Source organism: Pseudomonas sp. NPDC047961 (assembly GCF_050272435.1).
Lineage (GTDB): Bacteria > Pseudomonadota > Gammaproteobacteria > Pseudomonadales > Pseudomonadaceae > Stutzerimonas.
On sequence record NZ_JBNNMD010000006.1, the window covers coordinates 197,730 to 209,759 of the forward strand.

The following is a 12,030-nucleotide window of genomic DNA, read 5'->3' on the forward strand; positions in this document are numbered from 1 at the left end:
GGCCACCGAAAATGTGTCAACCAAGCCTCTCGGACTAATGCGTGCTGATTCGCTCCTTGGAATCAGACTCGCGCTTGTCATCCTTTGCAACGATATCTGGAGCCGCATCGGGCAAGGGCTCCGGCGCGTATTGCAGCGCAATTTGGAGGACTTCGTCAATCCACTTGACCGGTTTAATCTGCAGGTCCTGCTTAATATTCTCAGGAATCTCTTTCAGATCACGCTGGTTTTCTTCAGGAATGATCACTGTCTTGATACCGCCGCGGTGTGCCGCGAGCAGTTTCTCTTTCAAACCGCCAATCGCCAGCACCTGCCCGCGCAGGGTAATCTCGCCGGTCATGGCAACTTCGGCCCTAACAGGAATCTGGGTCATTGCCGAAACCAGCGCCGTGCACATGCCGATGCCTGCGCTAGGACCATCCTTCGGCGTAGCGCCTTCCGGGACATGGATATGAATATCCTGTTTTTCGTGGAAATCGACAGGGATACCGAGACTCTTCGCGCGGCTACGCACCACGGTTAACGCTGCTGTGATGGACTCACCCATCACATCGCCCAGCGACCCAGTTTTGGTCAGCCGCCCCTTCCCTGGAACGACGGCTGCTTCGATGGTGAGCAACTCGCCACCAACCTGAGTCCATGCCAAGCCGGTGACCTGACCGACCTGATCTTGCAGCTCGGCAAGCCCGTAGCGGAATTTGCGAACCCCCAGGAAGTGCTCCAGCGATTCGGCTGTAACACTGACTTCAAAGCGCTTCTCTGCGGCATGCTCCTTCACCACCTTGCGGCATACCTTGGCTATCTGACGCTCCAGTCCGCGAACGCCGGCCTCGCGAGTGTAGTAACGAATGATGTCGCGAATAGCTTCATCATCGAACAGCAACTCAGTCTTTTTAAGGCCATTGGCCTGAACCTGCTTCGGGACCAGATAGCGGGTGGCAATATTGATCTTCTCGTCTTCCGTATAGCCGGGCAGACGAATGATCTCCATACGATCAAGCAGTGGCGCCGGGATGTTCATGGAGTTGGCTGTGCAAAGGAACATCACGTCTGACAGGTCGTAGTCGACCTCGAGATAGTGATCGTTGAAGTTGTGGTTCTGCTCAGGGTCTAGCACCTCAAGCAGAGCAGACGCAGGGTCTCCGCGCATGTCGTTACCCATCTTGTCGATCTCGTCGAGCAGGAACAGCGGATTGCGCACACCGACCTTGCTCATCTTCTGGATCAACCGACCCGGCATGGAGCCGATGTAGGTACGACGATGTCCACGGATCTCGGCTTCGTCCCGCACCCCACCCAGCGCCATGCGCACGAACTTGCGATTCGTCGAGCGCGCAATGGACTCGGCCAGCGAGGTCTTACCCACGCCTGGTGGACCGACCAGGCACAAAACCGGACCTTTTAGTTTTTTCACACGTTTCTGCACCGCGAGGTATTCAAGAATCCGATCCTTGACTTCTTCGAGGCCGTAGTGATCGGCATCAAGCACTTCCTCAGCCTTGGCGAGATCAAGGCGAACCTTGCTGGCAGCTTTCCACGGTACGTTGACCAGCCAATCGATGTAGGTCCTGACCACGGTAGCCTCAGCCGACATCGGTGACATCTGCTTGAGTTTGTTCAGCTCGGTGGTCGCCTTGGCATAGGCGTCCTTGCTCAGGCCGGCATTCTCGATGCGCTTCTTGAGATCATCGATTTCATTGTGGCCTTCGTCGATATCGCCCAGCTCTTTTTGAATGGCCTTCATCTGCTCATTCAAATAGTACTCACGCTGGCTGCGCTCCATCTGCTTCTTGACTCGGCCACGAATGCGTTTTTCCACCTGTAGCAGATCGATTTCAGCATCAAGTAAGGCCAACACATGTTCGACTCGCGCCGGCAAATCGGTGATTTCGAGAATTGCCTGCTTTTGTTCGATTTTTAGCGCCATGTGCGCAGCCATGGTATCGACCAGACGCGCCGGCTCGTCGATGCTGGCAAGCGAGGACAGTACCTCGGAGGGCACTTTTTTGCCCAACTGAACATATTGCTCGAACTGGCTCAAAAGGCTGCGGGTGAAGACTTCGGCTTCACGCTCTTCGATCTCCGATTCGTCGATCAGTGAGACCTCGGCCCGGCAATGGTCTTCAACGTCGAAAAACCGGTCTATGACGCCACGCTGTTCGCCTTCGACAAGCACTTTTACTGTGCCATCCGGCAGCTTCAGCAGCTGCAGCACAGTTGCGACCGTACCCACACGATAGAGCCCCTCTTCGCTCGGGTCGTCATCGGCTGGGTTCTTCTGGGCCAAGAGCAATATCTGCTTATCGCCAGCCATTGCTGCTTCAAGGGCCTCAATGGATTTTTCCCGCCCAACGAACAGCGGAATCACCATATGCGGGTAGACCACTACGTCGCGCAGCGGCAAAAGGGGCAATTCGATGGTTGTCTTCATAAATTCAGCTCTACGACGGCCATACGGCGGTAAACGGGAAATTCATACCCTTGGCAATCAAGATGAGGGCGCGCAACGCAAAAAACAAGGAGACTGTAGAAAAGCAAAGGGGCCCGGAGGCCCCCTTGTTCTATCACGCGTCCGGCGCGGCCTTGGCAGGCGGCTCGCTGTTCTCGTATATGAGCAGCGGCTGAGAAGTCCCTTCGATGACGCTCTCGTCGATGACTACCTTGCTGACATCCTTCTGAGAAGGAATCTCATACATGGTATCCAGCAATACGCCTTCGAGGATTGAACGTAGTCCTCGTGCACCTGTTTTGCGCTCCAGCGCACGAGCCGCTACTGCTTTCAGTGCGTCGGCGCGGAACTCCAGATCGACACCTTCAAGCTCGAAAAGCTTGCCGTATTGCTTGGTGAGCGCGTTCTTCGGCTCGGTGAGGATCTGAATCAGCGCCGCCTCGTCAAGTTCGTCGAGCGTAGCGATTACCGGCAGACGACCGACGAACTCGGGAATCAAACCAAACTTCACTAGATCGTCCGGCTCAACCGAACGCAGCGACTCGCCGATTTTTTTGCCCGGCTCCGTACTACGGACCTCTGCATTGAAGCCGATGCCGCCTTTGGTTGCACGACCCTGAATAACCTTCTCGAGTCCGGCAAACGCACCGCCGCAAATAAACAGAATGTTACGCGTGTCCACCTGCAGGAATTCCTGCTGCGGATGCTTACGTCCACCTTGCGGTGGTACGGAGGCAACCGTGCCTTCGATCAGCTTCAGCAACGCCTGCTGCACACCTTCGCCAGAGACGTCACGGGTGATCGAGGGATTGTCAGACTTACGCGAAATCTTATCGATCTCGTCGATATAGACAATGCCCATCTGGGCCTTCTCCACATCGTAATCACACTTTTGCAGCAGTTTCTGAATGATGTTTTCAACGTCTTCGCCCACGTAACCGGCTTCAGTCAGCGTGGTAGCGTCAGCGATAGTGAAGGGAACATTCAACAAACGGGCCAGCGTTTCCGCAAGCAACGTCTTACCAGAACCGGTCGGTCCGATGAGCAGTATGTTGCTCTTGCCCAACTCGACTTCTTCCTTCTTATCGCGCTGGTTGAGTCGCTTGTAATGGTTGTACACAGCCACAGCCAGGATCTTCTTGGCTCGCTCCTGACCAATTACGTACTGGTCAAGGATGCCGCTGATTTCCTTGGGTGCGGGCAGCTTTTGCGATGTACTCTCAGCCTGTGCCTCTTGCACCTCCTCACGGATGATGTCATTGCACAGGTCGACGCACTCGTCGCAGATAAAAACCGAGGGCCCGGCAATCAATTTGCGTACTTCATGCTGGCTTTTGCCGCAGAAAGAGCAATAGAGCAGCTTGCCGGAATCCTCGCCGTTGCGGGTGTCAGTCATTCGATCGATCCAATCGGGGAAGGCTTGTAATACAAGATGAAGGCAAATGCAGGCATTTTCAAGGGCGCGCAAAGCGCACATGACGGATGCCCGCTAACTACGCCCTCCTAGACCAACGTTAGACCGGCAGCTGCCGCTTCTCATGAACTGCATCGACAACGCCATATTCCAGCGCTCGTGTAGCACTCATGAAGTAGTCACGATTGGTATCGCGCTCGATCGTTTCCAAATCCTGGCCGGTATGGTGGGCCAGCAACTGGTTCAACCTCTCGCGAATGTAGAGGATTTCGCGGGCATGAATATCGATATCCGACGCCTGCCCCTGAAAACCACCCAATGGCTGGTGGATCATCACTCGGGCGTTTGGCAGGCAGAAACGCTTGCCTTTGGCCCCGCCAGCGAGAAGAAACGCACCCATGCTGCACGCCTGACCGATACAGGTAGTAGAAACGTCAGCCTTGATAAACTGCATGGTGTCGTAGATAGCCATACCAGCAGTCACCGACCCACCAGGGGAGTTGATGTACAGGTGAATGTCCTTCTCAGGGTTTTCCGCCTCAAGGAATAGCATCTGCGCGACAATCAGGTTGGCCATATAGTCTTCAACCTGGCCAACCATGAAAATCACCCGCTCCTTAAGGAGACGGGAATAAATGTCATACGCCCGCTCGCCACGAGCGGACTGCTCGACGACCATCGGCACGAGGCCGCCAGCGGCCTGAATGTCTGGTGCTTGCATAAACGGATTGCCGGACATGTCCAACGATACTCCCTATGTTACGCCGCAAAGACATAAGCCAGCTCGAGGCTGGCTTATGAATGTGCATTAAACGATTAAAGAAACTCAGGCAGCTTGCGGGGCTTCCGCAGGCTTCACTGCTTCTTCGTAGGAGACCGATTTGTCGGTCACTTTAGCCTGCTGCAGGACAGTATCTACAACTTGCTCTTCGAGCACAACAGACCGGACTTCGTTCAACTGCTCGTCGTTCTTGTAGTACCAGGACACGACCTGTTCCGGCTCTTGATAGGCGGAGGCCATTTCCTCGATCAGCTCGCGAACGCGCGCATCATCAGGCTTGAGCTCGTACTGCTTGACCACTTCGGCAACGATCAGACCCAGCACAACACGACGCTTGGCCTGCTCCTCGAACAACTCGGCAGGCAGCTGATCAGGCTTGATATTACCGCCGAACTGTTGAACAGCCTGAACGCGCAGACGGTTCACTTCGTTATCGATCAGGGCCTTTGGCACTTCGATCGGGTTGGCGCTAACCAGACCGTCCATAACCTGGTTCTTGACCTTGGTCTTGATGGCCTGGCGCAGCTCGCGCTCCATGTTCTTTTTAACTTCGGCACGGAAGCCTTCCAGACCACCTTCCTGAACGCCGAACTGGGCGAAGAACTCATCATTCAGCTCTGGCAGTTGCGGAGCTTCTACGCCGTTCACGGTAACAGTGAACTCAGCTGTTTTGCCTGCCAGGTCGAGGTTCTGATAGTCCTCAGGGAATGTCGGGTTGATAACCCGCTCTTCACCAGCCTTGGCGCCAACGAGAGCGGACTCAAAGCCGGGAATCATGCGACCGGAACCCAAGACCAGCTGCGTGCCCTGAGCGGACCCGCCAGCGAAGGCCTCGCCATCGATTTTGCCAACGAAATCGATGTTCAGCTGATCGCCGTCTTCGGCAGCACGGTCAACTTTTTCGAAACGTGTGTTCTGCTTGCGCAGAATCTCAAGCATGTTGTCGACATCGGAATCCGCCACTTCGGCCTGCAGACGCTCGACTTCGATGGCGTCCAGACCAGCCACCTTGAACTCTGGGAACACTTCGAATGTGGCTACGTACTCGAGATCCTTACCCTTTTCGAACACCTTAGGCTCGACCGCTGGCGCGCCGGCAGGGTTCAGCTTTTCCGCAACGACAGCTTCATAGAAGGTCGCTTGAATCAGGTCGCCTAATGCTTCCTGGCGGGCAGCCGCTTCGTAACGCTGGCGAATGACGCTCATCGGCACCTTGCCGGGGCGGAAGCCTGGAATCTTTGCACGACTGGCGGTCTGTTGCAGACGCTTGTTGACTTCGGTCTCGATGCGCTCGACCGGCACGCCAATGGTCATGCGGCGCTCAAGAGCGGAGGTGCTTTCAACAGAAACTTGCATGGATTTTCCTCGTTGCACAGACATAAGCCGGCGTTCCGGCCCCAGAATGGGCAAGCATTCTAGTGGCTCGTACCAGAGAAGTCACCCTGCCTATCAGGCCGCAACCAAACACAGCAGCGAGTGGTTCAGTTGCAGCGGCCGGAACGCAACCTGAGCGCTGGCAGCTGTACACAAAATTGCTGTAGCTGATAGGAGATTGATCTGATCTCAAACGCACACGGGGCACTGCGGCCGATGACGATTCGCCATGCACGCAGCATTCACCGACGTACCTCGTAGCTGGAACGAGCAACGGGGCCTCCCTATGACGCCTAGCTCTTAGGAACTTGCCGGAGCATCCACCCTCTCAGTGGTCTATCTTTCGAGTAGCGTTACGACCGATCCTGAGCGCGAAGGATGAAACGAACCATGACCGATGATCTGGGCAAACTGGTATTAAGGGTTTCGGTGGGTGTACTGATTCTCTTGCATGGCATCTTCAAGTTGCAAAACGGAGTCGCCGGCATGCTCGGTAATCAAGGCCTACCCGCTTTTTTGGCTTATGGCGTTTATATAGGCGAAGTAGTCGGACCAGCCCTGGTCATTCTGGGTGTGTTTACCCGGATTGGCGCATTACTCATAGCGGGCAACATGCTCGTCGCGTTTCTACTCGCCCACATGCAGGAGCTTTTCTCGCTCGGCAAAATGGGTGGCTGGGCACTCGAGCTACAAGGCATGTTTTTGCTTGGCGCGATTGCGATAGCCCTGCTTGGCGCCGGCAGATTCAGCGTTGGGGGCATTGCGGGGCGCTACAACTAATGAACGTGTATCGATAGCCCGCTTCGGCAACAAGAATCGGACGTCGATCGCTATAGGGCATAAGCCTTCTTGCAAACACTGACGCGCTTCGCCCTTATCAACGCTCACATGGTCTCCGATCGCTTCGTCGGCGCAGCAAACACATGATCGTAGCTATTATCAGCCCATGACCGCCTCCGTGCCGATCCGTCAACCCTGCCCGCCTGCCGCCTGCATCTGCGGGCGCGAGCAGTTGCTGGAAGACCCAAGCAAAGCCGACCTGCGCATTCTGCGGCTGACCCGCCAAGAGGAGAATCGCCTGCTAGCGCGCCTGGAGAACATTGAAAATCTGGCTGACCTTGAGCGCATCCAGCAACGAATCTACGAACAACTGGGGATTCGCCTGCATATTGCGCCGGGCATCAACGAAGTGCGCAGCATGCGCGGCATTCGCATCGATATGTCCGAGCTGCCTGGCTTGTGTCGCAAAACCCGGCAATCTATTCCCGCTGCGATCCGTCGCGGTTTGGAAAAGCGTCCGGAAATCGCCTTCAGCCTGCTCAACGCGCACGACCTTTTGCGCGATGCCTGACTAGCGATCGCACTCCGACGAAAGATGAGCTATCCGCAATGGCACTCACTGTTGCCATCTGCGATAGTTGTCCGACCTGTCGAATCCGGCCGGTATGCCACCTGCCCATAAGGCCGGCGGCACCTGTGACGCCTTGCGAGTCTCGCTGCTTCCTATCCGCACGCAGCCTACCGCGTCCTTCGCGCAACCCGCGCGTTTCGATGGTTTACCAGCCATCGTCGAGCCGAGCACTATGCTCAGTGCCGGCCGTTCGCCAATAAAAATTCCGATCCGAACAAGGACGCCCCATGAAACTGACCCGCTGCTTGACCGCGCTGGCTGCCGCTGCTGCGCTTTCTGTCACTTTTGCCGCTTCGGCTCGTGAGTATTCCGTTTCCACTGTGCTTTCCGACGCCTTCCCCTGGGGACAAGCCGCCCAGAAGTGGGCTGACCTGGTCGAGGAGCGGTCGAATGGCGAGATAACCCTGCGCGTATACCCCAACGCGCAATTGGTTGCCGGCGACCAGACCAAGGAATTTTCCGCCATGCGCTCCGGCTTGATCGACATGGCTGTCGGTTCGACCATCAACTGGTCACCACAAGTACCAGAGCTGAATCTTTTTTCCCTGCCCTTTTTAATGGCCGACAGCGCCGATCTCGACGCCATCACTCAGGGTGAGGCTGGCAAGCAGACGTTCGCTGCTATCGAGAAACGAGGCATTGTCCCGCTTGCGTGGGGTGAGAACGGATTTCGTGAGATTTCCAACTCGGTCAAGCCTGTGAAGACGCCCGCCGACCTGAAGGGGTTGAAGATTCGCGTAGTCGGTTCGCCGCTTTTTCAGGACACCTTTACCGCCCTGGGCGCCAACCCGACGCAGATGAGCTGGGCCGATGCCAAACCAGCGCTGACCACCGGCGCAGTTGATGGACAGGAAAACCCGCTGTCGGTGTTTGACGTGGCACGGGTCGATCAGGTCGGGCAAAAGTACCTGACGCTCTGGCATTACATGGCCGACCCGCTGATCTTCGCGGTCAACCAGCGTGTCTGGAAGGAACTGCCGGAAGCCGACCGCGAGCTGCTGCGCCAGGCCGCCATCGACGCTGGCAAGTGGGAAATCGAGCTATCGCGCAACGCCGAAGCCAAGCGATTGGAAGACATCCGCGCTCGCGGCGTCGAAGTCACCGAACTGAGCGAGGCCGAGCATCAAGCGTTCGTCGAGGCGACTCGCAGCGTGCAAGAGAAGTGGACATCTAAAATCGGCGCCGATCTGGTCGAAGCAGCCCGCACGGCCGTAGCAAAGTAAAAACCGTTCTACCCGGCGGCGCGATGCCGTCGGGATTCGAGGAAACCCATGAACAATCGACAGGACGCGCGCCTTGAGCGCGTGCTGGCTACCCTAGCGCTGGTGATCATCAGCCTGATCAGCCTGGCCAACGTGGTGGTGCGCTATTTCACCGATGCCTCCTTCGCCTTTACCGAAGAAATTTCCGTTTTTCTCCTTGTAATTCTCACCTTCGCCGGCGCCTCGGTGGCCATGCGCAGTAACCGCCACATCCGCATAGGCTTTGCCGAGCGGATGTTTCCGCGCCTGCGTACGCCGCTGATCCTGTTGCAGTGGCTGGCCAGCGTTTTGGTGCTCGGCATGGTCCTCTGGTACGGCGGGCAGTTCGCGCTGGAGGAATACCAGTGGGAATCCGAGTCTCCCGGCCTGGGGCTGCCGAATTGGTGGTATGTGGTCTGGCTGCCACTGCTGGCGCTGATGATGCTTGTACGCCTGACCCAGATGACAATCGACAGGCTGCGCGGGAGGCTCACCGATGAGCCCTGATCTCTGGATGCTCGCTAGCTTTCTAGTGTTGTTGCTAATTGGCGTACCGGTTGCGTTTTCCCTGGCGCTCTCCGGCGCCATTGGCATCCTTGCTGGTCTATCACCGGACATGCTCGCCACGCTCGGCACCAACACCTACAACGGCGTAGCCAAATACCCCCTGATTGCCATTCCGCTGTTCATCCTCACCGGCCTGGTGTTCGAGAAATCCGGTGTGGCGCTACGTCTGGTGCGCTTCGCCCAGGCCCTGATCGGCCCGCGCCACGGCGGCCTGGCGATGGTCGCCATCCTGGTCTGCCTGATCATGGGTGGCATGAGCGGCTCCGGTCCCGCCGATGCTGCCGCGGTGGCCATGGTGATGTTGCCGAGCATGACCCGCGCCGGCTACCCCAAGCCATTCTCAGCCACGCTGATCGCCGCATCCGCCTCGACAGCGATCCTGATTCCGCCTTCCATTGCGCTGATCCTCTATTCCATCGTGGTTCCCGGCGTCGACCTGAGGGCCTTGTTTGCAGCCGGACTTTTCCCCGGAATACTTGCAGGCCTTGTGTTGCTGCTACCTGCCTGGCTGTTGGCGCGCCGCTACGGTTGGGAGAATCCAGAAGGTGCTGAACGTCCACCGCTGGGTGAGAGTTTCCGCCAGGCATTGCCAGCGCTCTTTGCCCCTTTACTGATTCTGGGCGGTCTTCGCAGCGGCCTGTTCACGCCGACCGAGGCAGCGGTTGCCGGCGTGACCTATGGCGTGGTCATCGGCTTGTTCGTTACGCGCGAATTGGACTGGCGCAACCTCTGGCGGCTCTGTGGCGAGGCAGCGGTGATCTCTGGCGTAGTGATGCTGATTATCGCGTTGGCGGGCATCTTCGCCTGGGCTGGCACGATGCTCGGCACCTTCCGCCACCTCGCCGAATGGCTGATTTCGCTGTCAGATAGCGGAGCGGTACTGCTCATCCTGGTGATGGTCGCAGTGTTGCTGGCCGGCATGCTGCTAGATGCAATTTCCATCTACCTGATTCTGATGCCGATCCTGATTCCCGTGATGCAGCACTTCGGCTGGAACCCGGTGTGGTTCGGTATTTTGCTGGCGATGAATATTGCCATCGGCCAATTCACCCCACCGGTCGCGATTAATCTTATGGTGACCGCGGAAGTTGCCAAGATCCGCCTGGAGCAAACGGTTGGTTGGGCCTTGCTGTTCGTTCTGGTGATGGGCAGTGCACTGATCCTAGTGGCGGTTTTTCCGGAAATCGCCCTGTGGCTGCCTAGGATGCTTGGCTATGCGGTCTAGTTGAGCTGGAGCTCCTACCCGAGCGCACGAGTCAGTCGTCGGAACGGCTGCAACAACAGCCGATCCCGGTCACCGAGATCGGCTGTTCTCGACGCGTGAAAGTAGGGTGGTGCTCCGAACGCTTGAACTAACAGAAAAACAGTCGGCTGGCTTTCGCTCAGTACTGGTCAGCTGTCAGCTGCCCATCACCGCCAAAGCGGCGCGCCCATGGTCGGCCGGCGGTTTCTGCAGAACGCTTGCCCCAGATGCAGCGCGCTGTTGCATGACGATTTCCAGAGCACGACTGGGCAGGATATCGACGTCATCGAAGGTGATGAGCTGACCCGGCTCGACCGCCCTCCTCAATGCAGTCTTGCGCAACAGGCCGATCGGGACATGATCGGGATGCTGATCGAGCTTCAGGGCCTCGCCGCGAAACTGGAATCCGCCGATGCCTCGCTCGATCAGCTCACCTGGGCGCATGGCTCGCTTGGCAATTGCGCCCACACCCAGAGTCGGTGCGACTGAGTTGTTCAGCAGCACATCACCACCACTGAGCACTCGCCGCACGGTTTTACCGACTTCCAGCGAACAGAGATGGAATGGGCGTACCAGCGTGTAATACGGGCCGGGGCCGAGCTTGAAATACTCGATGGCAGCCCGCTGATCGTCATCATGGCGACAGACCAGGAAAACACCGCCCGCGGGATAACCGGAAGGAATCAGATAATCCACAAAGGGTTGCCCCAGCCGCTCGGACATCATGCCTAGCAGGTTGCCCGATTCCGTCAAATTGGTCGAAGCCAGGCCTTCCAGCCCCTGCTTGGTGATCGTTGCGCCCAGGCCGTTGCCGACAATTGCCTGTTCGATCTGCACTTTGGTGCCGTCGGTGAACGAAGTGGTCTGGTCTACGCTTATGCCTTGGCGCTTTGCCCAGTACCGCATGTCTTCAACCGAGGGATCGTGGTTCAGGTAGCCTTTCATGTTGCCGTAGACCAACGGTTTGAAGCCCATCATCAAGGCTTCTTCATGAAGTGCCGCTAATGACCCCGGCTGGTCGCCCTCGGCCTCGGTAATGAAGCCCTTGCCAGCCAAGTACGAACCCGTGGTGACCTGAAGCTCAGCATTGATTGTCACAACCGGCAAGCCAGCCTCGAACGCACGCTCGATGACCTCGGTGCCATGAAAGACATCACCGCTGCACTCGACGATCAGATCAGCATCAGCGATCAGATGATCAATCGAATTGGTAAGGCGTTCAGACAGCGGGAAATCAGTGATGGAATTCAACGGACGGCGAGTCAGTACTCGCGAGATTTCCAGATCGTGATAGTGCTGCTTGATCAGCCGGATGAAGCAGTGCGCGATCATCCCTGTGCCGGATACACCGATCTTCTTCTTGATGTGCGAGCTAGACATAAGCGAATCCATTCAATAGGCAACGAATGCTCTGACCGCAGCGACAGAAAAAAATTTTACGGTGCTGCAAATCAGCGCCTGTCGCCGTTGCCTGGCACGGCTGCGTTTGGAAAACCACGTACTGAAGCTAAGCGTCAGCCGGGTTATTCAGCCAATTGATTAACGGCAGA

Annotated in this window: 10 protein-coding genes; 5 read left to right on the forward strand and 5 right to left on the reverse strand. The window is 57.0% G+C overall.

What is annotated here, in order from left to right:
- Positions 1–34: 34 nt before the first annotated feature.
- The 4 genes from lon to tig all read right to left on the reverse strand — a co-directional run bounded on the left by lon (position 35) and on the right by tig (position 6,000).
- Positions 35–2,431 (reverse strand): endopeptidase La, encoded by a 2,397-nt coding sequence (lon, locus tag ACQKIK_RS19235; protein ID WP_045427642.1) that lies wholly within the window; start codon positions 2,429–2,431, stop codon positions 35–37.
- Positions 2,432–2,564: 133 nt separating this feature from the next.
- On the reverse strand, positions 2,565–3,845 hold the full coding sequence (gene clpX, locus ACQKIK_RS19240; protein WP_045427644.1) for an ATP-dependent Clp protease ATP-binding subunit ClpX: 1,281 nt from the start codon (positions 3,843–3,845) through the stop codon (positions 2,565–2,567).
- A 118-nt stretch (positions 3,846–3,963) separates the two neighbouring features.
- Complete coding sequence (gene clpP, locus ACQKIK_RS19245) at positions 3,964–4,602, reverse strand: ATP-dependent Clp endopeptidase proteolytic subunit ClpP (protein ID WP_045427645.1); 639 nt, start codon at positions 4,600–4,602, stop codon at positions 3,964–3,966.
- An 87-nt stretch (positions 4,603–4,689) separates the two neighbouring features.
- Positions 4,690–6,000, reverse strand: a complete 1,311-nt coding sequence (gene tig / locus ACQKIK_RS19250; protein ID WP_128121342.1) for a trigger factor — start codon at positions 5,998–6,000, stop codon at positions 4,690–4,692.
- 408 nt (positions 6,001–6,408) lie between these two features.
- Between tig and ACQKIK_RS19255 the strand changes: the two genes are divergently transcribed.
- The 5 genes from ACQKIK_RS19255 (at position 6,409) to ACQKIK_RS19275 (ending at position 10,462) form a co-directional block, all read left to right on the forward strand.
- Complete coding sequence (locus ACQKIK_RS19255; protein ID WP_499137135.1) at positions 6,409–6,798, forward strand: DoxX family protein; 390 nt, start codon at positions 6,409–6,411, stop codon at positions 6,796–6,798.
- A gap of 166 nt (positions 6,799–6,964) precedes the next feature.
- The gene (locus ACQKIK_RS19260) at positions 6,965–7,369 is read left to right on the forward strand and encodes a hypothetical protein (protein WP_064482215.1); all 405 of its coding nucleotides are present in this window, start codon (positions 6,965–6,967) and stop codon (positions 7,367–7,369) included.
- 287 nt (positions 7,370–7,656) lie between these two features.
- Positions 7,657–8,652, forward strand: coding sequence for a DctP family TRAP transporter solute-binding subunit (locus ACQKIK_RS19265; RefSeq protein ID WP_046161186.1), 996 nt, complete (start codon positions 7,657–7,659; stop codon positions 8,650–8,652).
- Between the two features lie 48 nt (positions 8,653–8,700).
- Positions 8,701–9,177 carry a TRAP transporter small permease gene (locus tag ACQKIK_RS19270; protein ID WP_241530992.1) on the forward strand — a complete coding sequence of 159 codons (477 nt, stop codon included), beginning with the start codon at positions 8,701–8,703 and terminating at the stop codon, positions 9,175–9,177.
- Complete coding sequence (locus tag ACQKIK_RS19275) at positions 9,167–10,462, forward strand: TRAP transporter large permease (RefSeq protein ID WP_499137136.1); 1,296 nt, start codon at positions 9,167–9,169, stop codon at positions 10,460–10,462. Before ACQKIK_RS19270 ends, ACQKIK_RS19275 begins: the two co-directional genes overlap by 11 nt.
- A gap of 174 nt (positions 10,463–10,636) precedes the next feature.
- On the opposite strand, the gene ACQKIK_RS19280 is transcribed toward ACQKIK_RS19275, so the two are convergent.
- Positions 10,637–11,812, reverse strand: coding sequence for an NAD(P)-dependent oxidoreductase (locus ACQKIK_RS19280; RefSeq protein ID WP_499137240.1), 1,176 nt, complete (start codon positions 11,810–11,812; stop codon positions 10,637–10,639).
- Positions 11,813–12,030: the final 218 nt, after the last annotated feature.

What these genes read in the sequence shown, in the direction of transcription:
- ACQKIK_RS19280 (WP_499137240.1), bottom strand. Translation starts at nt 11,812, where the DNA reads ATGATCGCGCACTGCTTCATCCGGCTGATCAAGCAGCACTATCACGAT.
- ACQKIK_RS19275 (WP_499137136.1), top strand. Translation starts at nt 9,167, where the DNA reads ATGAGCCCTGATCTCTGGATGCTCGCTAGCTTTCTAGTGTTGTTGCTA.
- ACQKIK_RS19270 (WP_241530992.1), top strand. Translation starts at nt 8,701, where the DNA reads ATGAACAATCGACAGGACGCGCGCCTTGAGCGCGTGCTGGCTACCCTA.
- ACQKIK_RS19260 (WP_064482215.1), top strand. Translation starts at nt 6,965, where the DNA reads ATGACCGCCTCCGTGCCGATCCGTCAACCCTGCCCGCCTGCCGCCTGC.
- clpP (WP_045427645.1), bottom strand. Translation starts at nt 4,602, where the DNA reads ATGTCCGGCAATCCGTTTATGCAAGCACCAGACATTCAGGCCGCTGGC.
- lon (WP_045427642.1), bottom strand. Translation starts at nt 2,431, where the DNA reads ATGAAGACAACCATCGAATTGCCCCTTTTGCCGCTGCGCGACGTAGTG.
- tig (WP_128121342.1), bottom strand. Translation starts at nt 6,000, where the DNA reads ATGCAAGTTTCTGTTGAAAGCACCTCCGCTCTTGAGCGCCGCATGACC.
- ACQKIK_RS19255 (WP_499137135.1), top strand. Translation starts at nt 6,409, where the DNA reads ATGACCGATGATCTGGGCAAACTGGTATTAAGGGTTTCGGTGGGTGTA.
- clpX (WP_045427644.1), bottom strand. Translation starts at nt 3,845, where the DNA reads ATGACTGACACCCGCAACGGCGAGGATTCCGGCAAGCTGCTCTATTGC.
- ACQKIK_RS19265 (WP_046161186.1), top strand. Translation starts at nt 7,657, where the DNA reads ATGAAACTGACCCGCTGCTTGACCGCGCTGGCTGCCGCTGCTGCGCTT.